General features: G+C 55.6%; 22 protein-coding genes. 10 read left to right on the top strand and 12 right to left on the bottom strand.

Annotation, left to right across the window (positions count from 1 at the left end; genetic code table 11):
• Positions 1 to 214 precede the first annotated feature (214 nt).
• The 3 genes from IEX01_RS13595 (at position 215) to IEX01_RS13585 (ending at position 3,702) form a co-directional block, all read left to right on the top strand.
• Positions 215 to 1,168 carry a glycoside hydrolase family 43 protein gene (locus IEX01_RS13595; RefSeq protein ID WP_188724030.1) on the top strand — a complete coding sequence of 318 codons (954 nt, stop codon included), beginning with the start codon at positions 215 to 217 and terminating at the stop codon, positions 1,166 to 1,168.
• A gap of 171 nt (positions 1,169 to 1,339) precedes the next feature.
• Entirely contained in the window at positions 1,340 to 2,749 is a 1,410-nt protein-coding gene (locus tag IEX01_RS13590) for a glycoside-pentoside-hexuronide (GPH):cation symporter (RefSeq protein WP_024558280.1), read from the top strand.
• Positions 2,746 to 3,702, top strand: coding sequence for a glycoside hydrolase family 43 protein (locus tag IEX01_RS13585; RefSeq protein WP_188724029.1), 957 nt, complete (start codon positions 2,746 to 2,748; stop codon positions 3,700 to 3,702). The genes IEX01_RS13590 and IEX01_RS13585 overlap by 4 nt, the downstream gene beginning before the upstream one ends.
• A gap of 12 nt (positions 3,703 to 3,714) precedes the next feature.
• Here IEX01_RS13585 and ampE read toward each other — a convergent pair whose 3' ends face one another.
• Together ampE and ampD are read right to left on the bottom strand one after the other, a co-directional pair.
• Positions 3,715 to 4,569, bottom strand: a complete 855-nt coding sequence (gene ampE, locus IEX01_RS13580) for a beta-lactamase regulator AmpE (RefSeq protein ID WP_024558278.1) — start codon at positions 4,567 to 4,569, stop codon at positions 3,715 to 3,717.
• On the bottom strand, positions 4,566 to 5,129 hold the full coding sequence (gene ampD / locus IEX01_RS13575) for a 1,6-anhydro-N-acetylmuramyl-L-alanine amidase AmpD (RefSeq protein WP_048887712.1): 564 nt from the start codon (positions 5,127 to 5,129) through the stop codon (positions 4,566 to 4,568). The genes ampE and ampD overlap by 4 nt, the downstream gene beginning before the upstream one ends.
• Positions 5,130 to 5,216: 87 nt before the next feature.
• On the opposite strand from ampD, the gene nadC reads away from it, so the two are divergent.
• The 4 genes from nadC to hofC all read left to right on the top strand — a co-directional run bounded on the left by nadC (position 5,217) and on the right by hofC (position 9,318).
• On the top strand, positions 5,217 to 6,107 hold the full coding sequence (gene nadC, locus IEX01_RS13570; RefSeq protein ID WP_188724028.1) for a carboxylating nicotinate-nucleotide diphosphorylase: 891 nt from the start codon (positions 5,217 to 5,219) through the stop codon (positions 6,105 to 6,107).
• 187 nt (positions 6,108 to 6,294) lie between these two features.
• Entirely contained in the window at positions 6,295 to 6,732 is a 438-nt protein-coding gene (gene ppdD / locus IEX01_RS13565; protein WP_024558275.1) for a prepilin peptidase-dependent pilin, read from the top strand.
• Between the two features lie 11 nt (positions 6,733 to 6,743).
• Complete coding sequence (gene gspE, locus IEX01_RS13560) at positions 6,744 to 8,126, top strand: type II secretion system protein GspE (protein ID WP_024558274.1); 1,383 nt, start codon at positions 6,744 to 6,746, stop codon at positions 8,124 to 8,126.
• On the top strand, positions 8,119 to 9,318 hold the full coding sequence (hofC, locus tag IEX01_RS13555; protein ID WP_188724027.1) for a protein transport protein HofC: 1,200 nt from the start codon (positions 8,119 to 8,121) through the stop codon (positions 9,316 to 9,318). Before gspE ends, hofC begins: the two co-directional genes overlap by 8 nt.
• A 32-nt stretch (positions 9,319 to 9,350) precedes the next feature.
• On the opposite strand, the gene IEX01_RS13550 is transcribed toward hofC, so the two are convergent.
• Complete coding sequence (locus tag IEX01_RS13550) at positions 9,351 to 10,394, bottom strand: GMP reductase (RefSeq protein ID WP_188724026.1); 1,044 nt, start codon at positions 10,392 to 10,394, stop codon at positions 9,351 to 9,353.
• Positions 10,395 to 10,670: 276 nt separating this feature from the next.
• Between IEX01_RS13550 and coaE the strand changes: the two genes are divergently transcribed.
• The 3 genes from coaE to yacG are packed head-to-tail and all read left to right on the top strand — an operon-like array spanning position 10,671 to position 12,247.
• On the top strand, positions 10,671 to 11,291 hold the full coding sequence (gene coaE, locus IEX01_RS13545) for a dephospho-CoA kinase (protein ID WP_024558271.1): 621 nt from the start codon (positions 10,671 to 10,673) through the stop codon (positions 11,289 to 11,291).
• Positions 11,291 to 12,034 carry a cell division protein ZapD gene (zapD, locus tag IEX01_RS13540; RefSeq protein ID WP_024558270.1) on the top strand — a complete coding sequence of 248 codons (744 nt, stop codon included), beginning with the start codon at positions 11,291 to 11,293 and terminating at the stop codon, positions 12,032 to 12,034. The genes coaE and zapD overlap by 1 nt, the downstream gene beginning before the upstream one ends.
• A gap of 18 nt (positions 12,035 to 12,052) precedes the next feature.
• On the top strand, positions 12,053 to 12,247 hold the full coding sequence (gene yacG, locus IEX01_RS13535) for a DNA gyrase inhibitor YacG (protein WP_024558269.1): 195 nt from the start codon (positions 12,053 to 12,055) through the stop codon (positions 12,245 to 12,247).
• Here the strand turns inward: yacG and mutT are convergent.
• From mutT to murC, 9 genes are all read right to left on the bottom strand, one after another.
• The gene (mutT, locus tag IEX01_RS13530; RefSeq protein ID WP_024558268.1) at positions 12,244 to 12,636 is read right to left on the bottom strand and encodes an 8-oxo-dGTP diphosphatase MutT; all 393 of its coding nucleotides are present in this window, start codon (positions 12,634 to 12,636) and stop codon (positions 12,244 to 12,246) included. The genes yacG and mutT overlap by 4 nt on opposite strands.
• Before the next feature lie 56 nt (positions 12,637 to 12,692).
• Positions 12,693 to 15,398 carry a preprotein translocase subunit SecA gene (gene secA / locus IEX01_RS13525; RefSeq protein WP_024558267.1) on the bottom strand — a complete coding sequence of 902 codons (2,706 nt, stop codon included), beginning with the start codon at positions 15,396 to 15,398 and terminating at the stop codon, positions 12,693 to 12,695.
• A gap of 56 nt (positions 15,399 to 15,454) precedes the next feature.
• The gene (gene secM, locus IEX01_RS13520) at positions 15,455 to 15,964 is read right to left on the bottom strand and encodes a secA translation cis-regulator SecM (RefSeq protein ID WP_024558266.1); all 510 of its coding nucleotides are present in this window, start codon (positions 15,962 to 15,964) and stop codon (positions 15,455 to 15,457) included.
• Positions 15,965 to 16,223: 259 nt separating this feature from the next.
• Positions 16,224 to 17,141 (bottom strand): UDP-3-O-acyl-N-acetylglucosamine deacetylase, encoded by a 918-nt coding sequence (gene lpxC / locus IEX01_RS13515; RefSeq protein ID WP_024558265.1) that lies wholly within the window; start codon positions 17,139 to 17,141, stop codon positions 16,224 to 16,226.
• A 101-nt stretch (positions 17,142 to 17,242) separates the two neighbouring features.
• Positions 17,243 to 18,394 (bottom strand): cell division protein FtsZ, encoded by a 1,152-nt coding sequence (gene ftsZ / locus IEX01_RS13510; protein ID WP_024558264.1) that lies wholly within the window; start codon positions 18,392 to 18,394, stop codon positions 17,243 to 17,245.
• 63 nt (positions 18,395 to 18,457) lie between these two features.
• Complete coding sequence (gene ftsA, locus IEX01_RS13505; protein WP_024558263.1) at positions 18,458 to 19,714, bottom strand: cell division protein FtsA; 1,257 nt, start codon at positions 19,712 to 19,714, stop codon at positions 18,458 to 18,460.
• Positions 19,711 to 20,541, bottom strand: coding sequence for a cell division protein FtsQ (gene ftsQ / locus IEX01_RS13500; protein WP_024558262.1), 831 nt, complete (start codon positions 20,539 to 20,541; stop codon positions 19,711 to 19,713). Before ftsQ ends, ftsA begins: the two co-directional genes overlap by 4 nt.
• 1 nt (position 20,542) lies before the next feature.
• Entirely contained in the window at positions 20,543 to 21,463 is a 921-nt protein-coding gene (locus IEX01_RS13495; protein ID WP_024560674.1) for a D-alanine--D-alanine ligase, read from the bottom strand.
• Positions 21,456 to 22,931: a UDP-N-acetylmuramate--L-alanine ligase gene (gene murC, locus IEX01_RS13490; RefSeq protein ID WP_024560675.1), complete on the bottom strand. Its 1,476-nt coding sequence runs from the start codon at positions 22,929 to 22,931 to the stop codon at positions 21,456 to 21,458. Before murC ends, IEX01_RS13495 begins: the two co-directional genes overlap by 8 nt.
• Between the last annotated feature and the right edge of the window lie 5 nt (positions 22,932 to 22,936).

Below are 22,936 nucleotides of genomic sequence, written 5' to 3'. Positions count from 1 at the left end.
TTGCTGCCCGGGGCGTTTTCTTTACAAATATTATTTTCAAACGCCGCAACATTCGCTTCCCGCCAATCCCCTGTTTACGTTCACGAATAAAGCCACAGATAGCGTAACTCTTCGCCGCGACTGCTTTTTCAGCGCAGAATCGTCTACTGGAGCCGCGCAGAGCCAGTGATTTAGCGCACACTTATACAACTTGAATACAGAAAGAGGAGGCCGCATGAATGATTCTCCCTGGCCGAACCCGCTTGTTCGTTATCGCTCGGATCCTTCCGTACTGCTGCATGGCGGCCAGTACTACTTTGCTTCGTCAGTCATGGAATATGACCGGCTTGAGCTGCGCCGCGCCTCCTCGCTTGAGGGGCTTAATACGGCGAAACCAGTGGTGGTCTGGCGTAAACCCGATAGCGGCCCGATGAGCCTGCTTATCTGGGCACCAGAGCTGCATAATATTCAGGACAAGTGGTATCTCTACTTCTCAGCCACCTCAACACATGAAATGAAGGGCAACACGCGGCAGCACCGCATGTTTGTGCTGGAGTGCAGCGACCCGGACCCGCTCACCGGTAAATGGACAGACAAAGGGCAGATTAAAACGGCGCTGGATACGTTTTCGCTGGACGCTACCGTTTTCGTGCTTAAAGGCAAGCTGTGGTACACATGGTCGCAAAAGACGCCCAATATTGAGAGCAACTCCAATATCTACCTGAGTGAAATGGCAAACCCGTGGACGCTGATAGGCAAGGCGGTGCTGCTGAGCAAGCCTGATTATGAGTGGGAAAAACAGGGCTATCCGGTTAACGAAGCGCCAGCCGCAGTGACGCATGGCAACCGCATTTTTATCAGCTATTCCGCCAGCGCCACAGACAAGCACTACTGCTTAGGCCTGCTCTGGGCGGATATCACTGACGATCTGCTTAACGCCGAAAGCTGGCATAAATCGCCCGACCCGGTCTTTATGACCCACCTTGAAAACCAGCAGTACGGTCCTGGCCATAATAGCTTTACTAAAACGCCGGATGGCCAGGATGTGCTGGTTTATCATGCGCGCATGAGTACGGAAGGCGAAGGCGACCCTGCATATTGCCCGTGCCGCCATACCCGGGCGAAGATCTTCCACTGGGATGACAACGGCATGCCGCAATTTGGCGTTCCGCCGCCCGACCACCCCTGATGAATCTCTTATCGCGCCCTGCCCTGTTTCAACTGCCGAAGCGCTTTGTTATCTGCTTCACATTTTGGCTTCGATAGCCCGATTATCCATCTCTGCGCCCTGTTACTGCTGCGCACTTTTCTCTCATCGGACCAATACTCCTGTCCATAATGATTCAATGGAGTCGCGTCGATGAATAACAACAAGCTGTCGGTAAAAGAAAAAATCGGCTATGGAATGGGCGATGCCGGATGCAATATCATCTTTGGCGCCATCATGCTGTTTGTTAACTATTTTTATACGGACATTTTTGGCCTGGCGCCGGCGCTGGTGGGCGTATTATTGCTCTCTATCCGCGTGGTAGACGCGGTAACGGACCCAATAATGGGCGCGATTGCGGACCGAACCCGCAGCCGGTTTGGCCGGTTTCGTCCATGGCTGCTGTGGATTGCCGTCCCTTATGCCCTCTTCAGCGTGCTGATGTTTACTACCCCGGAGTGGAGCTATAGCAGCAAGGTTGTCTATGCCTTTGTCACCTACTTCCTGCTTTCGCTGACCTACACGGCGATCAACATCCCCTATTGCTCGCTCGGCAGCGTCATCACCAACGACCCGCAGGAGCGCGTCGCCTGCCAGTCTTATCGCTTTGTTATGGTAGGCATCGCCACGCTGCTGCTTTCGCTGACGCTGCTGCCGATGGCCGACTGGTTCGGCGGCGATAATAAAGCGAAGGGCTACCAGATGGCGATGACCGTGCTGGCCCTGATTGGCATGTGCATGTTCCTGTTCAGTTTCGCCACGGTGCGCGAGCGTATTCAGCCGGCGGTGCCGAGCAATGACGACCTCAAAGCGGACATGAAAGATATCTGGAAAAACGACCAGTGGGTGCGCATTCTGCTGCTGACCCTCTGCAACGTCTGCCCGGGCTTTATCCGCATGGCCGCCACCATGTATTACGTGACCTGGGTGATGGGCCAGAGCACCAGCTTCGCCACGCTGTTTATCAGCCTCGGCGTGGTGGGCATGATGATTGGCAGCATGCTGGCGAAAGTGCTCACCGACCGCTGGTGCAAGCTTAAGGTCTTCTTCTGGATTAACGTCGCGCTCGCTATTTTCTCGGTGGGCTTTTACTTCCTGAATCCGCATGCCACCGCGCTCATCGTGACGATGTATTTCCTGCTGAACGTGCTGCATCAAATCCCTTCCCCGCTGCACTGGTCGCTGATGGCGGATGTGGATGACTATGGCGAGTGGAAAACCGGCAAGCGCATCACCGGCATTAGCTTTTCCGGCAATATCTTTTTCCTGAAGGTTGGGCTGGCGATAGCGGGCGCGATGGTCGGCTTTCTGCTCTCCTGGTATGGCTACGACGCCGGTGCGAAGCAGCAAAGCGCGACGGCTATCAACGGCATTATGCTGCTCTTCACCGTGATCCCGGGCGTGGGTTACCTCATTACCGCCGGCGTGGTTCGCCTGCTGAAAGTGGATCGCGACCTGATGAAAACGATTCAGGCCGATCTTGAGAAACGTCGCGTTAACTACCATGAGCTGCGCGACTATCAGGATATCAAGACCGCCGACACAGTAAGGAAAGCATTATGACCATTTCTGCCTGGCCGAACCCTTTTATTGAGCAGCGCGCCGACCCGTTTATTCTGCGCCACAGCGGCGTTTATTACTTCATCGCCTCGGTGCCGGAATATGACCGTCTGGAAATTCGCCGCTCCGCCACGCTTGCAGGGCTGCGCCACGCAGAGCCGGTCGTGGTCTGGCGCAAGCCGGAGCGCGGCCCGATGAGCGAACTCATCTGGGCGCCGGAGCTGCACTTTATTCAGGGCAAGTGGTACATCTATTACGCCGCCGCGCCTACCAAAGCGCTCGATCATCTCAATATGTTCCAGCACCGCATGTTCGCGCTGGAATGCGCCGACGCCGATCCGCTCACCGGCACCTGGGAGGAGAAAGGCCAGATAAAAACGCAGTTTGATACTTTCGCGCTGGACGCCACCACCTTCGAGCATCAGGGCAAGCGCTGGTATTTATGGGCGCAGAAAGCGCCCGACATCCCTGGCAACTCGAACATTTATCTTTGCGAGATGGCCAACCCGTGGACGCTCAAGGGCGAGCCGGTGATGTTAAGCAAGCCGGAGTTCGACTGGGAGTGCCGGGGCTTTATGGTCAACGAGGGGCCTGCGGTGCTCAGACAAGGCGAGCGGCTGTTTATTAGCTACTCCGCGAGCGCGACCGATGAGAACTACTGCATGGGGCTGCTGTGGATAGACCTGGCGGCGGAGATAACCAACCCGCATAACTGGCGTAAATCGCCGCAGCCGGTTTTTACCACCAGCTACGAAAACCGGCAGTACGGGCCAGGGCACAACAGCTTTACCACGACGGAGGACGGGCAGGATGTGCTGGTCTATCACGCCCGCAACTACACAGAAATAGAAGGCGACCCGCTTTATGACCCGAACCGCCATACCCGGCTGAAGCTCATCGGCTGGAATGAAGAAGGGATGCCGCAATTTGGCATCCCTCCCGCCGATCATTCCTGACAGCGCGGCACGCTACACCAGCGTGCCGTAAATCGTCAGCAGCGCCACGATAACCACTATCACCAGCGACGCTTTCTTCGCCATCGAGACGGCCGCTTTAGGCGTCTCGATTTTATCGAGATGTGGTTCGCGGGCGAGAGAATACTGCGCCAGCTGCGTCAACACCTGATACTGCGAAGAGTGGCGATCGCCAAGCGAGGCGAACCAGGCGGGCAACGCCTTCTCGCCGTGCCCCAGCAGAGCGTAAACCACCCCGACAAGCCTTACCGGCACCCAGTCAAGCACATGCAGGATCGCGTCGATGCCGGAGTGAAGGCGCTGGCGCGGCGAATGGTGGCGCGCAAGCCAGGTCTGCCAGGCGCGCAGGAAGGCATAGCCCATCAGCGTAACCGGCCCCCATGGGCCGCCCACGACAAACCAGAACAACGGCGCCAGATAAAAACGGTAGTTAATCCACAGCAGCGCGTTTTGCAGCTCGCGCAAGTACTCGCGCTCGTCGCAATCCGGCGGCACTCCGTGAATAAGCGTTAACTCATAGGCCATGTTCTCGCGGGCATGAGCATCATCCCGACTGGCGGCCTTCAGGTACGCATGATAATGCAGGCGCACCTGGCCTGCGCCGATGCAGAGCAGCCCCAGCAGGATCCAGAACACCAGCAGCGGCACATTAAAAAAGATCCCCTGCAGCGCGCGAACGCAAAGAAAGACGATCAACATCACCAGGATCGTCATACCAAGCGTGCGGACCAGTGAAAAGTGGCGCAGGCGACGAAACAGCGCTTCGAGACGGTGGTCAAGCTGCCAGTGCTCGCCAAGCTTAAACAGGCGTTCAGCAAACAGCACCAGCAGCAGCGTAAATAACGTCATCTCATCTCCTTTTCCACCTGACCGGCCAACGCCTCGCGAAAACGCGTCCAGTCAAACGCCGGGCCGGGGTCGGTTTTACGCGCCGGGGCAATATCGCTATGGCCTGTAATATTAGCGGCAATCTGCGGATAAAGCGGGATAAGCGCGCGGGTAACGGCAACCAGTTGCCGATACTGTTCATCGGTATAAGGCAGCGTATCGGTGCCTTCCAGTTCAATGCCGATGGAGAAATCGTTGCAGCGTTCGCGGCCCTGATAGGTAGAAACGCCCGCATGCCATGCGCGTTTATCAAAAGGAACATACTGCACGATCTCACCGTCGCGACGAATCAGACAGTGGGCGGAAACGCGCAGATGGGCGATGCCGGCAAAGTAAGGGTGCGCATCAGGATCGAGCGTGCCGGCGAACAGCGCGTCTATCCACGGGCCGCCAAACTCCCCGGGCGGCAGGCTGATATTGTGCACCACCAGCAATGAAGGGGTCTCATCCTCAGGTCGGCAGTCATAATGCGGCGAAGGCTCCCGCCTTGCCCCCTCCAGCCAGCCATCTCTCAGCTGCATGTAAGATTCTCCTTAATATGGTACTGAAAGTCGCTTCAGAGTAGCATGTTTCACTCTGATGATTAGCCACCAATCTGGAGTTTTATCATGCCGCCTCGCCGCTACAACCCCGACCACCGACGTGACGCGCTACTGGAACGAATCAACCTTGATATCCCGCAAACAGTGGCCCTGGCGCTACGAGAAGACCTGGGCGGCGACATTAACGCCGACAACGATATTACCGCGCAATTGTTGCCGTCAGAGAGTCGCTCTCATGCAGTAGTCATCACACGCGAAGAGGGTGTGTTTTGCGGTAAACGTTGGGTGGAAGAGGTTTTTATCCAGCTCGGCGGCAATGTAAAGGTAACCTGGCATGTGGAAGATGGCGACCAGGTGAAAGCGGATCAGCCGCTGTTTGAACTCGAAGGCCCGGCCCGCGTGCTGCTTACCGGCGAGCGCACCGCGCTTAACTTCGTCCAGACGCTTTCCGGTGTTGCAAGCCAGGTGCGCGAGTATGTCGCTTTGCTTGCCGGGACAAAAACCCAGCTGCTGGATACCCGCAAAACCATACCCGGCCTGCGTACCGCACTGAAATATGCCGTGCTATGCGGCGGCGGCAACAATCATCGTCTGGGCCTCTCTGATGCGTTCCTGATAAAAGAGAACCATATAATCGCCTCCGGCTCGATACGTCAGGCTGTCGAAAAAGCGTTCTGGCTGCACCCGGATGTGCCGGTTGAAGTGGAAGTGGAGACGCTGGAGGAGCTGGACGAAGCGTTGAAAGCGGGCGCCGATATCATCATGCTGGATAACTTCACGGTCGCCCAGATGCGTGAGGCGGTAAGCCGTACCGCAGGCCAGGCGCGGCTGGAAGTTTCCGGTAACGTCACCTCGCAAACGCTGCGCGAATTTGCTGAAACCGGCGTTGACTATATCTCGGTCGGCGCGCTGACGAAGCACATCCGCGCGCTCGATCTCTCTATGCGTTTTCGCTAACCGCCCCGCTTCAGGATGGGCTATCCGCCCATCCTTCTCTCAACTTTGCGAGCCTGCTCGTAAACCCGTTTCGTTTCATTGCAAGCGATGAAAACAGGCTGGAATCATCCTTCCTGAAACCACTTTTGCCACTCGTCTATTACCGCCTCTCTTGTCACAGTGTCGCCACTGACAACAAGGAGGAACCATGGAAAAACAACGAGGTTTTACGCTCATCGAACTGATGGTGGTTATCGGCATCATCGCTATTCTTAGCGCCATCGGCGTGCCCGCTTACCAGAACTACCTGCGTAAAGCGGCGCTGACGGATGTACTGCAAACCATCACGCCTTACCGCACGGCCGTGGAGCTTTGCGCCATCGATCGTGGCGGCGTCAGCAGCTGCGACGCGGGCAGCAACGCCATTCCGGCGGTCAAAACCACACGGTACATTTCAGAGATGAGCGTGGCGGCGGGGGTCATCGCTATTACAGGCCAGGAAAGCCTGAACGGCTTAACGCTGACATTGACGCCTAAATGGAACAATAACAATGGTATGGAGTCATGGCAGAGAAATTGCTCCGTGACCGGCGGCGGCGCCCTGCAGCAGGCCTGCGAAGATGTGTTCCGCTTTGACGGGAAATAAGGCAGGTCAGTATGAATCAGGATGCATTGAACCGCTTGTGCCAGCGCTACAACGCGCTGGTGCTGGCGGTAGACGAAACGGCGATTCACATCGCCGTAGTCGGCAGCCCGGCGCAGGAGTTAATGGAAGCGTTACGCTTCGCCACGCAAAAGCATATCGATATTGAATGCTGGTCTGCCGAACGGTTTGAAAAGCAGCAACGGCTCGAAACGCCTTCCGGCTCAAGCCTGCTTGCGGAGGAAAACGGCAACGCGACGGAGCGGGTCAATCATATTCTGCAACAGGCGCTTTCACGACGCGCCTCCGACATTCATATCGAGCCTGGCGAAACCGCCTGTCGTATACGGCTGCGTATTGATGGCGTGTTGCAATCCCTTACGCCGCTGCCTGTGGAAACGGGCCTGACGTTAACGGCGCGCCTTAAGGTGCTCGGCAAGCTGGATATCGCCGAGCGTCGTCTGCCGCAGGATGGCCAGTTCACCATTGAGCTTGAAGGTAAGAATGTCTCGTTTCGCCTTTCCACCCTGCCCTCCCGATATGGTGAAAAAGTGGTGCTTCGCGTACTGCAACAGACGGAGCAGGCGCTGGAGGTGGAAGCGCTGGGGATGTCGGCGCAGCAGCAGGCCTGCTTTTCACAGGCGCTAAACTGCCCGCAAGGTTTGATACTGGTCACCGGCCCCACGGGAAGCGGAAAAACCGTTACGCTTTACAGCGCCCTTGGCGCGTTGAATAACCCGCAGGTCAATCTTTGCAGCGTGGAAGATCCGGTAGAGATCCCTTTGCCGGGCCTCAACCAGACGCAAATCAATCCCAAAGCCGGGCTGACTTTTCAGCGTGTGTTGCGTGCGCTGCTGCGCCAGGACCCTGACATCATCATGATTGGTGAAATTCGTGACGGCGAAACGGCGGAAATCGCTATTAAAGCGGCGCAGACGGGCCATCTGGTGCTTTCGACGCTACACACTAACTCCACGTCGGATACGCTCGTCAGGCTGGAGCAGATGGGCGTGCCGCGCTGGATGTTAACCTCCGCGCTTCAACTGGTTATCGCCCAGCGGCTGGTAAGAAAGCTATGTTCTTGCTGTCGCAGCGCTCTGCCGGAGCCGCTACGTTTACCAGCCGGTCTTTTTCCTCGTCCACTGCCTCAATGGCAAGCTAACGGTTGCGAACGCTGCTACAGCGGTTTTTACGGGCGGCTCGCGCTGTTTGAACTGCTGCCGGTAAACGCTGCGCTTCGTCAGGCAATGCTGGAGGGTTTACCTGCGCGGGAAATCGAAGCGCTGGCCCGCCAACAGGGGATGGTTTCACTGTTCGAAAGCGGATGTCTGGCTGTTGAAGAGGGGCTGACAACCATCGAAGAGATTTACCGGGTGCTGGGCTTCCCGGATGGCTAATCAACTCTGGCGCTGGCAAGGGCTAAACAACCAGGGAGAGCGCCTGAGCGGCCAGCTCTGGGCAAGCGACCGCCCTCAGGCCTTGCTGCATCTCAGCGAGGCCGGGTTGCATCCGCTTTCGTTACGCAAGGCCCCGGTGAATAAACGTCTCTGGCGGGGTATGCACAGCCTGCCGGTTATTCGCCAACTGGCAACGCTGCTACAGGCGGGCGTTTCTCTTACCGATGGATTAGCGTTGCTTGCCCAACAGCAAAGTTCCGCTCAATGGCGCGCGCTGCTGGAGCAAATTGCCGGTGAAGTCCAGCGCGGTGTAACGCTTTCTCAGGCGATGAAGGCATGGCCGGACGTGTTCACGCCACTGGCGGTCTCTTTAGTTAACACCGGCGAGATGACGGGTAAGCTGGATATTTGCTGTGAGAAGCTGGCAAACCAACAGGAAGAGCAGCAGCGTCTTCGCCAGTTAGTCGGCAAAGCGCTGCGTTATCCGGTGATTATCCTTATTATGGCGCTGGCGATGACTCTGGGCATGGCGGGGTTTGTGCTGCCGCAATTCGCGGCGATTTACGCCTCTTTTTCAACGCCATTGCCTTGGATAACGCGTGCGGTTATCGCGTTTTCGCAGGGGCTTACACGCTATGGTCCGGTATGGATAAGCGCGGGAACGCTTTGCGTCGCCGCTATTATATTTTTCCGCAAACGTCCCGCCTGGCGGCTGGCTGAAGAAAAAATGGGGCTTAAGCTGCCGCTGTTCGGTCTGTTGTTGCGTGGCCAGAAACTCAGCCAGATTTATACCGTGCTGACGATGACGCAGCAGTCGGGCATCCCCCTGCTGCAGGGGTTAACCTCAGTAGAAATGACGCTCTCCTCTCCCTTCTGGCAAGCAACGATTGCGCGGATCCGCACGAAGATAGCGCAAGGGTTGCCTTTCTGTCAGGCGATAGAAGACGAAGCCGGGTTCAGTACGTTGTGTATGCAGATGATACGGACAGGCGAAGAGACCGGCGCGCTGGACATCATGCTGGCGCGTCTTGCGCAATGGCATACTCAACAAACGCAGCAGCGAGCGGAAACGCTGGCGACTTCGCTTGAACCCATCATGATGATTGTGATTGGGCTGATTATAGGTACGCTGGTGATTGCGATGTACCTGCCGCTGTTTAACCTGGGCGATGCCATGAGCGGCCTGCGATAAACCGGCGCAGAGGCTGCGCCGGTTTGGGAACATCACAGTGTGTTGAAAATGCGGTTTTCCTGTTCCTGAACGCGGATAAAAGTGGTGCGTTTGGTCAGCTCTTTCAGACGAGAAGCGCCGACGTAAGTGCAGGCGGAACGCAGCCCGCCCATAATATCGCGAGCGGTATTTTCTACCGGGCCGCGCAGCGGGAGCTTCACCGTTTTACCTTCTGCCGCGCGGTATTGCGCAACGCCGCCCACGTGGCGGTTCATTGCAGACTCGGAACTCATCCCGTAGAACAGCATAAATTTCTCGCCATCTTGCTCAACCACAGTGCCGCCGCTCTCATCGTGGCCCGCCAGCATGCCGCCCAGCATAACGAAATCCGCGCCGCCGCCAAACGCCTTCGCCACATCCCCCGGCACGGTGCAGCCGCCATCGCTGATAATACGCCCGCCCAGACCGTGCGCTGCGTCAGCGCATTCGATAACCGCAGAAAGTTGCGGATAGCCGACGCCGGTTTTCACTCGCGTGGTGCAAACCGAGCCCGGACCGATGCCCACTTTAACGATATCCGCGCCTGCGAGAATAAGTTCTTCACACATCTCACCGGTCACCACGTTGCCCGCGATAATCGCTTTGTCCGGCCAGGCTTTACGCGCTTTACTGACGAATTGCACGAAATGCTCGGAATAGCCGTTCGCGACATCAATACAGATAAATTTAAGCAACGGAGAAAGCGCCAGAATCTCTTTGGTTTTATTAAAATCGTCGTCAGAAGTGCCAGTAGAAACGATCACGTGCTGCAACACAGTTTCCGGCACGGCGTTCAGGAATTCCTGCCACTCCTGCACGCTATAGTGCTTATGTACGGCAGTCAGAATATCGAATGCCGCCAGCGCTTTCGCCATATCAAAGGTACCGACGGTATCCATGTTAGCGGCGATAATAGGTACGCCGGACCACTGAACGCCAGACTGTTTGAATGTGAATTGACGAGCAAGCTCGACTTCGGAGCGGCTTTTGAGGGTAGAGCGTTTAGGGCGGATAAGAACGTCTTTAAAACCTAACTTCAGATCTTCTTCAATACGCATGAGCGGATTCCTGGTAATGGCGATGAACGCGTGAACGTAAGCGTAAGCGGCGGAACAACTGCCAACTCCAGTGACGCTATCATACGCACTAATAATGGGCCCGCAAGACTGCGAAAGCGCTCTTTTTTACGCTACAATCCTATAAATTTACCTTGTGGAGAGAAAAGCGGTTTCATCAGGTTCGCTTTTTCTTTCCCGGTGGCGGGCCCGGCGTGACAAAGCAAAAAAAGCCTCCCGCTAACGTTTTGTTTTTACAACATTCTGGATGATGGCGTTATGGGTTATACGGTCGCGTTGACGGGGGGAATTGGTAGTGGAAAAAGTACTGTCGCCGATGCCTTTTCCCGTTTAGGCGTTACTGTTATCGATGCAGATATTATTGCCCGGCAGGTTGTGGAACCCGGGCAGCCCGCCCTTGAGGCTATCGCCACGCATTTTGGTCAATCTATTCTCCATCCCGATGGCACGCTTAATCGTCGCGCGCTCAGAGAAAGGATCTTTGCGAAGCCCGAAGAAAAAGCCTGGCTTAACGCGCTGCTTCACCCGCTGATTCAACAGCAAACGCGTACAGAAATCGCGCAGGCTACCTCGCCTTATGTGCTGTGGGTAGTGCCGCTACTGGTTGAAAACCAGCTTCATAAGCGGGCCGACCGTGTGCTGGTGGTCGATGTAACGCCCGAAACGCAGATCCAGCGAACCATGTTGCGGGACAATGTTTCACGCGAGCATGCAGAGCAGATCCTCGCCGCGCAGACGACGCGCGAAGCGCGCTTAACCATTGCGGATGATGTGATTAATAATAACGGCGCGCCAGATGCCCTTGCCGCAGACGTGGAACGTCTGCACCAGCGCTATCAGCATCTGGCGGCGCAGGCAGCACAACAGGAAAACAGGTAATGCATACCCAGGTTCTTTTTGAACATCCCCTTAATGAAAAAATGCGCACCTGGCTGCGTATTGAATTTCTGATCCAGCAAATGAAATCCCATTTGCCTGTCAGCGATCACGCATCAGCGCTTCACTTTTTTCGCAATGTAGGCGATCTGCTGGATGTTTTTGAGCGCGGCGATATCCGCGCAGAGTTGCACAAAGAATTTGAACGCCAGCAGCGCAAACTGCAAAGCTGGGCAGAAGTGCCGGGTGTTGATAACGATCGTATCGCGCAGTTGCGTCAGGAGCTTAAGCAACGCAGCGCCACGCTGATGGCCGCGCCACGCCTGGGTCAGACGCTACGTGAAGACAAGCTCATCGCTCTGGTGCGCCAGCGTCTGAGCATTCCGGGCGGCTGTTGCAGCTTCGATTTACCTACGCTGCATTTATGGCTGCATGTGCCGCAGGAGCAACGCGACCGCCTGGTCGATAGCTGGCTTGCAAGCCTGCAACCGCTGACCCAGGCCCTGGACATGATACTGGATCTGATTCGTCACTCCGCGCCGTTTCGCAAACAGACCAGCCTCAACGGCTTTTACCAGGATAACGGCGAAGACGCCGATTTACTGCGCCTTCAATTGCAGTTGACCGATGCGCTTTATCCACAGGTATCCGGTCATAAAAGCCGTTTTGCTATTCGCTTTATGCCGCTCGACAGTGAACATGGCCGTGTGCCGGAGCGGTTCGATTTTGAACTGGCTTGTTGCTAAGCAAGCCTGGAGTCGAGTATGTCTGATATTACCGTAGTTAACTGCCCCACCTGCGGGAAGCCTGTGGAGTGGAGCGAGAAAAACCCTTACCGCCCTTTCTGCTCTAAGCGTTGCCAGCTTATCGATCTTGGCGAATGGGCGGATGAAGAGAAGCGGATCCCAAGCAGCGGCGACCGCTCTGAAAGCGACGACTGGAGCGAACAGCAGCCTTAAGGCAACTGACGCAGTTTAGTGATAACGGGCTCATTAGCGGGCGGGAACTCGTCGGCGATGAGCTCGCGCTGCGACACCCATCTTCCCGGCTGCCCTTCTTTGCCCCACGGCTCGCCTTCCCAGCTCTCTACCAGGAAAAACCACAAGGTGATGTGCCTGTCCGGAAACTGGTAGTCCAGCGATTCAAAGAGCGTGGCGGATGTAACGTTGATCCCTGTTTCTTCAGCCAGCTCGCGCCTTAGCGCTTGCTCGGGGCTTTCGCCTTCTTCTACTTTACCGCCGGGAAATTCCCATTTATTTGCCATATGCGCGTCTGCGGCGCGACGCGTAATAAAGATTTCCCCCTGGCGATTACGAATAATGCCTGTTGCGATAGTCAGTTTTTTCATTTGCTTTACCCGTAAAAAAAGGCGCAGCACGCTGCGCCTTTTTGTTTCTGGGTGCCTTAGCTCAGACGGCCATGGCACTGTTTATATTTTTTACCGGAACCGCAAGGGCAAGGGTCGTTACGGCCCACTTTGCGCTCACCGGTTTGCTCGGCGATAGCCGCCGCAGCAGCAGACTGATCGTCCTGATGGCTGAGCTGCTGCATCTGCGCCAGACGCTCCGCTTCCAGGCGACGCTGCTGCTCCATCTCTTCCACTTCTTCCGGCATGCGCACCTGAACCTTGCTGAGCGTGCTGATCACTTCATATTTCAGTGATTCCAGCATCGAGGCGAACATAGCGAAAGACTCACGCTTATACTCCTGCTTTGGATCTTTCTGCGCATAGCCGCGCAGATGAATACCCTGACGCAGGTAGTCCATCGCCGCCAGATGCTCTTTCCACAGGGAGTCTAGCGTCTGCAACATTACGCCTTTTTCGAAGTTGCGCATCATTTCTGCGCCTACGACTTCTTCCTTGCGCTTGTAAACGTCAATAGCGGTATCCAGAATGCGCTGGCGCAGCGTCTCTTCATGCAGATCCGGCTCTTTATCCAGCCAGTCCGCAATCGGCAATTCAAGATCAAAATCGTTTTTCAGGCGCTCCTGCAGGCCCGGAATATCCCACATCTCTTCCAGAGACTGCGGCGGAATATGCGCGTCGATTGTGGTTTTGAAGACATCTTCGCGGATGCTGTTAACGGTGTCGCTAATATCCGCCACGTCCAGCAATTCGTTACGCTGCGTATAGATAGCACGACGCTGATCGTTGGCCACATCATCATATTCCAGCAGTTGCTTACGGATATCGAAGTTGCGGCTCTCGACCTTGCGCTGTGCGTTGGCGATAGCTTTGGTCACCCATGGATGCTCGATAGCCTCGCCCGGCTTCATGCCCAGTTTACGCATCATGTTAGAAACGCGATCGGATGCAAAAATACGCATCAGCGCATCTTCCATAGAGAGGTAGAAGCGAGAGGAACCGGCATCGCCCTGGCGACCGGAACGGCCGCGCAGCTGGTTATCGATACGGCGGGATTCATGACGCTCGGTACCAATGATATGCAGGCCACCGGCAGCCAGTACGTCATCATGGCGCTTCTGCCAGTCCGCTTTAATCTGGGCGATTTGCTCCGGCGTCGGATTTTCCAGTTCAGCAATTTCTGCCTGCCAGCTGCCACCCAGCATGATATCGGTACCACGGCCCGCCATGTTGGTAGCAATGGTCACCGTACCCGGATAACCAGCTTGCGCCACGATATCTGCTTCGCGCGCATGGAACTTGGCGTTCAGCACGTTGTGCTGGATACCCGCTTTGGTCAGCTCCTGCGATACCAGCTCTGATTTTTCAATCGAGATGGTACCAACCAGCACCGGCTGGCCTTTAGCGGTACGCTCCTTGATATCTTCGATAATCGCCGCGATTTTCTCCGCTTCGGTCATATAAACCAGGTCCGGCAGATCCTTACGGATCATCGGGCGGTTGGTTGGCACGACGACGGTATCCAGCTTGTAGATTGAACTGAATTCAAAGGCTTCGGTATCTGCTGTACCGGTCATCCCTGCCAGCTTCTCATAAAGACGGAAATAGTTCTGGAAGGTGATGGAGGCCAGCGTCTGGTTTTCATTCTGGATCTGCACGCCTTCTTTGGCTTCAACGGCCTGGTGCAGACCATCAGACCAGCGGCGACCTTGCATGGTACGCCCGGTGTGCTCGTCAACGATGATAACTTCGCCATCTTTAACGATATAATCCACATCGCGGGTAAAGAGCGCATGAGCGCGCAGCGCAGCGGTAACATGGTGCATCAGCATGATGTTGGCAGGAGAATAGAGCGACTCGCCCTCTTCCATGATGCCTTCGTTAACCAAAAGCTCTTCCACCAGCACCAGACCGCGCTCGGTCAGGTTAACCTGCCGCGCTTTTTCATCAACAGAGAAATGGCCCTCGCCCTGGAACGTATCAGAGTCTTCTTTTTCCTGACGCACCAGATGAGGAATGATTTTATTAACTTTCTTGTAAAGCTCGGAGCTGTCTTCCGCCGGGCCGGAGATGATAAGCGGCGTACGCGCTTCGTCGATAAGGATGGAGTCCACCTCATCCACCAGCGCATAGTGCAGTTTACGCTGTACGCGTTCTTCAGGGCTGAAAGCCATGTTGTCGCGCAGGTAATCGAAGCCGTATTCGTTGTTGGTGCCGTAAGTAATATCAGCAGCGTATGCTTCACGCTTCGCCGGAGCAGGCATGCCCGGCAGGTTGATGCCGACGGTGAGACCAAGGAACTCAAAAAGCGGACGGTTGTTTTCGGCGTCACGCTGGGCGAGATAATCGTTGACGGTAACAACGTGCACGCCTTTGCCGGTCAGGGCGTTCAGGTAAGCAGGCAGCGTTGCGGTCAGGGTTTTACCTTCACCGGTACGCATCTCCGCGATGCAGCGGTCATTCAGCACCATACCGCCCAGCAGCTGTACGTCAAAGTGACGCATGCCGAAAACGCGCTTGCTGGCTTCACGGACTACGGCGAACGCTTCCGGCAACAGGTTCTCCAGCACCTCGCCTTTCTCAAGGCGTGCGCGGAATTCAGCGGTTTTCCCTTTCAGCTCATCATCGGAGAGCTTCTCCAGCTCAGGCTCCATGCCGTTAATCAGGGTGACAGCTTTGCGCATGCGGCGCAAAGTACGGTCGTTACGACTGCCGAAAACTTTAGTTAATAATTTGATTAGCATAATAAAATCTCAAACGCCTTGCTTAGCGAAGTTAGTTAATTCAGGGGGTAAACGTTTTAGCAAGGACGTTGTGGACCTGCGCGAATAGCCTGAACGCGACTTATCCAGTCCGTGACGCGAAAGACATTAACAGGTGGGTGAGGCAAAAAGGCATCAGGCTGCGCTTTGCCAGACGACAGATTTTCTTGCGTCAGCAAAACGCTGAGCGTATCAAGCAGCGCAAGATGTTGTACCTGAAGCGGCAGAGTCTCTTCTTTTGCGACCGAAGCAGCCTGCGGCGTCATGGCGAAAGAAAGGTGGCGAATAACCGTACGGATGGCGTGCTGGTGCCAGTAGTCAACACTGAATGAAGGACGACGGTTAGCGTCCTGCAATAGCGCCAGACTGTCTAAGCGTATCGGATTAACGCGATTTAAATTACTCGTTGCCGCTTCCGCAGGCGCGCCGGGTTCAGCAGTACTGGCTAACGCGGGCAGGCCAAGGCTTGCCGCGACCATCCCCAAAAGGAGATGCGGCCAAAAGTAACGCCTGCCTAATTTTCGCCAACACGTAAAAATTCCAGACACTTTATTCACCGGGGACAAGGCGTGGCCCTGTCGAAGTTCATAGAAACGAGCGCATAAATAGTAACATTAATCCCGCACAGCGGCAGCAGTATCGCAAGCGAAGCGGTCTAAAAACGAGCAGGAAAAAGGCAATTAAATGCCCAGAGGCAGAAATGAAGGGGGAAAGCGAGAAAATTAATCGATAAAAATAGAAACGACTGGCAATTCAGGCCGGAGAGAGTACCTGAATCAACCAGTCGTTATCTTTAAACCGCCAGGATTATGCGAAAACCATAGAAGGCGCTTTGAATGCCAGCGGCAGTTCTGCTTCGTCTTCGAAGGTCACATATTCCCAGGCTTCCTGTTTAGCCAGGACTGCCTGCAGCAGTTTGTTATTCAGAGCATGGCCTGATTTGTAGGCGGTAAACGCGCCGATGATATTGTGACCGCACATAAACAGGTCGCCGATGGCGTCCAGCATTTTATGGCGCACAAACTCATCTTCAAAACGCAGCCCGTCTTCATTCAGCACGCGGTAATCGTCGACGACGATCGCGCAATCGAAGCTGCCGCCCAGGCACAACCCACGAGACTGCAGATATTCGATATCGCGCATAAAGCCGAAAGTACGAGCGCGGCTGATCTGACGCATAAACGCTTCCGCAGAAAAATTCATGCTGTAGCGCTGATTGCTCGCATCAATCGCTGGATGGTTGAAGTCAATAGTGAAATCCAGAGAGAAACCATTAAACGGTTTGAACTCTGCCCATTTGTCGCCATCTTCGACGCGCACGGTCTCTTTAATGCGAACGAACTTTTTAGCGGCGTTCAGTTCATCAATGCCGGCATCCAGCAGCAGATAAACAAATGGCGCGGCGCTACCGTCCATAATCGGGATTTCCGGCGCATCGACTTCAACAATAATGTTGTCGATGCCAAGGCCCGCCAGCGCGGCGTTCAAATGCTCTACTGTCGAAATCCGTACGTCATGCTCATTCACCAGGCACGTACAGAGCATGGTATCACGCACAGATTTGGCATCGGCCGGGAAATCTACCGGGGGATTCAAGTCGGTGCGACGATAGATGACCCCGGTATTGGCCGGCGCAGGGCGTAGCGTCAGGGTGACTTTTTTGCCGGTATGCAAACCGACGCCAGTCGCCTGAACGATACGTTTAAGTGTCCTTTGTTTGATCATCGTATAATCTCGCCAAATTATTCACCTTACCGATAGTGTACATCACAACCGGCAGCGCATTTTAGCACAAAGAGCGGATAACCCCAACTTCCAGCTTATTCTTAGTCGGCTTGCTTACGCAAAAAGGCCGGAATATCCAGATAATCAGGCTCTTTCGCCGCCTGTGAAGTGGTGTCGTTTACCACTTTCGACGCCGGTTTCTGCTCTTGCGTCAGCGGCGCCATGCCATGCTGCTGATAGCGATCCATCACTGGCTGCTGCGCTTGTTTGTTTGTCACCAGAGTGATTTCCGGACGCTTATCCATACCGATACCGGTCGCCACGACAGTAACACGCAGCTCATCGTTCATATCCGGGTCAAGAGAAGTACCGATGACCACAGTAGCGTTATCAGAAGCGAAGGCGCGAATCGTGTTACCCACCGTTTCGAACTCATCCAGACGCAAATCAAAGCCAGCGGTAATGTTGACCAGCACGCCGCGGGCGCCGGAGAGATCGATATCTTCCAGCAGCGGGCTGGAGATAGCCATTTCAGCCGCTTCTTCCGCACGGTCTTCACCACGCGCCACGCCAGAGCCCATCATCGCGTAGCCCATTTCGGACATCACGGTGCGCACGTCTGCAAAGTCGACGTTCATCAGGCCCGGACGAGTGATCAGTTCGGCGATGCCCTGTACCGCGCCTTTCAGCACGTCATTCGCCGCGCCGAAGGCGTCCAGCAGAGAGATACCGCGACCCAGCACCTTCAACAGCTTATCGTTAGGAATGGTGATAAGCGAGTCGACATGTTTGGAGAGCTCCGCGATGCCCTGTTCGGCAAACGCCATGCGCTTTTTGCCTTCAAAGTTGAACGGCTTGGTAACAACCGCAACCGTCAGGATACCCAGATCTTTAGCAACTTCCGCGACGACCGGCGCCGCGCCTGTGCCTGTACCGCCGCCCATACCGGCTGCGATGAACACCATATCCGCCCCATCCAGCGCAGCGCGCAGCGCTTCGCGATCTTCTTCGGCAGCATTACGGCCCACTTCAGGGTTTGCGCCTGCGCCGAGACCTTTGGTGATGCCACCGCCGATCTGGATGGTCTGGCCTACAGCCGTTTTACGCAACGCCTGGGCATCGGTGTTCACAGCGAAGAATTCAACACCTTCGATGCGCTCGCGCACCATGTGTTCAACGGCATTACCACCGCCACCACCGACGCCGATGACTTTAATCACCGCGTCGTTGGTCAGTTCCATAGGTTCAAACATAATTTCTCTCCGTTTTGTGCCTGTCGCCTGAGACCGCTAATTTTGTCCGGTCTCTGAAAAAAATTAAAACTCTTTTCGCAGCCAACTGTTGATTCGCTTGATCCACGAACCCACCGAGGCGCGCTTTTCCACTTCCATCTCACCGCTCAGGTGGGTTTCTTTGCCGTAATGCAGCAAACCCACCGCCGTGGAGTAATAAGGCTCCTGGGCATAGTCGGTAAGACCTGTAATATTCAATGGTTGCCCAATGCGCACTTGCGTATGGAATACGCGCTGCGCGCAGGCAGCCAGGCCTTCAATTTGCGCCGCGCCACCCGTTAATACAATCCCCGCCGCCAAATGATGTTTCACACCCTGCTGGCGGAGCTGCTCCTGCAACTGCAGGATCTCTTCGTTAACGAGGTTAAGCAGCTCGGTATAACGCGGCTCAATCACTTCAGCCAGCGTCTGGCGTTGCAGGCTGCGCGGCGGTCGCCCGCCCACGCTTGGCACTTCAACGCTTTCATCTTTCCCCACCAGCGAACCTAACGCGCAGCCGTGACGAACTTTAATCGCTTCGGCGTCGCTCGGCGGGGTACCAAACGCATAGGCGATATCGCTAGTGACGACATTCCCTGCGTAAGGGATAACTTTCGTATGGCGCAACGCGCCGCCCGTGTAGACAGCCATGTCCATTGTACCGCCACCAATGTCCACTACACAGACGCCCAGCTCACGTTCGTCTTCTGTTAAGACGGAATAGCTGGCGGCAAGACCGGCAAAAATGAGTTGGTCAACTTTAAGACCACAACGTTCCACGGCTTTAACAATGTTTTTCGCCATATCGTTGTGACATGTGATCAAGTGCACTTTTGCCTGCATACGCACGCCGGATAACCCAACGGGGTTTTTAATCCCCTCCTGGTAATCAATAGCGTATTCCTGTGGAATCACATGCAATACGCGATGCTCATCACGAACGCGAACCGATTTTGCGGTATGGACGACGTTTTCAACATCTTCCTGTGTAACTTCTTCTTCAGAAATTGGCACCATACCGATTTCGTTCTGGCAACTGATGTGTTTGCCGGACAGCGCCAGGTATACCGACGAAATCTGGCAGTCCGCCATCAGTTCGGCCTGGTCGATGGCGCGCTGTACGCACTTCACCACCGATTCCAGGTCGTTAACGCCGCCTTTATCCATACCACGGGAAGGGCAGCTCCCTACGCCAATGATATTGACCATACCGTCGGGCAGAACTTCCCCTACTAAAGCGGCAACCTTTGCGGTACCGATCTCCAGTCCAACTACCAGTTTTCTGTCCGTCGCCTTGATCATTGTTGTTCTGCCTGTGCCTGATTCTGTTGCTGATTAGATTCCTCGATGGGGGCGGGCTCCCAGCCAACCGCCGCGCCGGAGTCATAACGCAGATCAACGTAACTTATCCGTTTCCCGTCGGCCTGCGCCTGCTGTTGTAAAACAGGGTAAAGTTCCACAAAGCGATCCAGCCGTTTCATCGTTTCGTCCCGGCCAAGGTTGAGCTTAATCCCGTTGGTCAGCGTCAACTGCCAGGAGCGCCGGGCGGTCATCGCCGCCTCTTTCAACGTAAAATTACTCTTAGCCAATACCTGCCCCATCGCGCGAAAACCTTGTAAAACCTCGCTCTCGCTCCCTTCAGGGCCCGAAAGCATCGGCAAGTTTTGCTTGCTGGTGCGGTCCGACGGCACGCTAAAAGCGTTTCCGTCGGCATCTATCATATGCTGGTCATTCCAACGCGCTAAAGGCACATATTCAACCAGATGAATCTTCAATTCGTCAGGCCATTGCTTTCTTACGCTTGCCTGTTTGATCCAGGGCAAGCGCTCAATCTGACTCTGGATGATATTAACGTCCTGCGTCATAAACGTGCCGGGCGCGCCAAGCGCCAGAATTGACTGACGAATATCATCATTACGGGTGTAATGCCGCTCGCCAGTCACTACCAGCTTCGAGAGCGGCAGTCGCTGCGCGTCATCCATCCAGCCAAGCACCATCCAGCCGCCGAAAAACACGGTCAACAATACTGCCAGCAGGAAAATGATTCCTGCAAGACGCGTTCCATTATTCCGACGAGAGGACGCAATCTCTTCCTGGCGTGTACGCGTGTTCAGAGCAGCCTGAGACATATCAGTTCGCCAGCTCCAGAATACGCACCACCAGTTGCGAGAAGCTCATCCCTGCCTGACGCGCCGCCATCGGCACCAGGCTATGGCTCGTCATTCCAGGGGCGGTATTTACCTCCAGCAAATAAAACGCGCCGTCGCTGTCCAGCATGACGTCTACTCGCCCCCACCCTTCGCAGCCGAGGCTGTTCCAGGCTTGCATCACCAGCGCCTGTAACGCCGCTTCACGCTCTGCCTCAAGGCCGCTTGGGCAAAAATATTGTGTCTCGTCAGAGAGATACTTCGCCTCATAATCATAGAAGACGCCAGCGGGTTGGATGCGGATCGAGGGAAGAATTGTTTCTCCCACAATAGCCACGGTAAATTCCGGGCCGCTCAACCACTTCTCGACTAACACCTCATCGTCATGCTCAAAGGCAAGCTGCAGCGCGTCTGACAGCGCCTGCGGCTTATCCACCTTCGACATGCCCACGCTTGACCCCTCACGGCTCGGCTTAACAATAACCGGCAACCCCAGCGCGGCAATGCGTGCCTCGGTCTGCGCGTCCAGTCCCTGGCTTACTTGCTGGCGCGTTAACGCCACCCACGGCGCCACGGGCAGTCCGGCGCCTTGCCAGAGCAATTTGGTGCGCATTTTGTCCATTGTAATGGCCGAAGCCATCACGCCGCTGCCGGTATAGGGCAAGCCAAGAAACTCCAGCGTTCCCTGCAACGTACCGTCTTCGCCGCCGCGGCCATGCAGCGCGATAAAAACTTTATCGAAGCCCTGAACCTTAAGCGTGGTGACAGGAACCTCACGCGTGTCCACCGGATGCGCGTTGACGCCCGCTTCACGCAGGCCAGCCAGCACCGCAGCACCGGACTGTAAAGAGACTTCACGCTCAGCGGATGTTCCGCCCAACAGAACGGCGATTTTCTCAGCCATGTTGCGTCTCCTCTTGCGTACGGGGTTGCAGCTTCGCTTCCGCCAGCTGACGGGCGATTTTCCCGATATTGCCTGCCCCTTGCACCAGAATCAAATCATTGCCCGACAGTACCGGCGCCAGCATTTCCGTTACCTGAGTCGGGTCAGAGACCAGAATCGGATCGACTTTGCCGCGAGCGCGAATGGTGCGGCACAGAGAACGGCTGTCCGCGCCGGGAATAGGCGCTTCACCTGCCGGATAAACGTCCAGCATCAGCAGCACGTCAACCTGCGCCAGCACATTGGCGAAATCGTCATAGAGATCGCGCGTGCGGGTAAAACGGTGCGGCTGGAAAATCATGACCAGGTTTTTCTCCGGCCAGCCAGCGCGCGCCGCTTTGATAGTCGCTTCCACTTCAGTCGGATGATGGCCGTAGTCATCCACCAGCATAGCGGTGCCCGCTTTGCCGTTCACCGCCTCCAGCGGATATTCGCCAAGAAAATCGAAACGACGCCCGGTGCCCTGAAAGCTTTCCAGCGCACGCAGAATAGCGTCATCTTCAATACCCTCTTCCGTCGCCACTGCGACTGCCGCCGCCGCGTTCAGCGCGTTATGGCGGCCCGGCGCGTTCAGCGTCACGCGCAGTTCCGGTTTATCCTGGCGCACCAGCGTAAAGTGCCCCTGCGCGCCAGTCTGGCGGTACTCTTCAATGCGCACGTCAGCATCGTCGCTGAAACCGTAGGTCGTCGTCTGACGTCCAACGCGAGGCAGCAATTCACGGATAACCGGGTCATCCACGCACATAACCGCACGTCCATAAAACGGCAGATTGTGCAAAAAGTTGATAAAGGTTTGCTTTAAATTTTCGAAGTCGCCCTGGTAGGTATCCATGTGATCGGCTTCGATGTTGGTAACAATCGCCACCATTGGCTGCAAATGCAGGAAGGAAGCGTCGCTTTCATCCGCTTCGGCAATCAGATAACGACTGTTGCCGAGACGGGCATGCGTACCCGCCGCTTTCACCAGACCGCCGTTAACAAAGGTCGGATCCAGGCCCGCCTCAGCGTAAATGCTGGACACCATCGCCGTGGTCGTGGTTTTGCCATGCGTACCCGCAACGGCGATGCCGTGACGAAAACGCATTAATTCCGCCAGCATTTCCGCACGACGAATAACCGGGATGCGCGCTTCATGAGCGGCGACGATTTCCGGGTTATCCGCTGTAATCGCGCTGGAAACCACCACCACGCTTGCGTCGCGTACGTTTTCAGGGCGATGGTTGAAATAAATTGTCGCGCCAAGCGACGTCAACTGCTGCGTGACAGCGTTCGGCGCCAGGTCGGAACCGCTGATCTGGTAGCCTTCGTTGGCCAGCACTTCGGCAATGCCGCCCATACCGGCGCCGCCGATACCAACAAAGTGAATGTGCCGGACGCGACGCATCTCGGGCACGATAGAACGCAGTTTCGCCAGTTGTTGTGTATTCATTCTCT

Origin of the sequence: Franconibacter daqui, assembly GCF_014644275.1 — a bacterium.
Taxonomy (GTDB): Bacteria; Pseudomonadota; Gammaproteobacteria; order Enterobacterales; family Enterobacteriaceae; genus Franconibacter; species Franconibacter pulveris.
The sequence above is the reverse complement of the archived record's forward strand: the minus strand, read 5'-3'. Positions and strand labels throughout refer to the sequence as shown.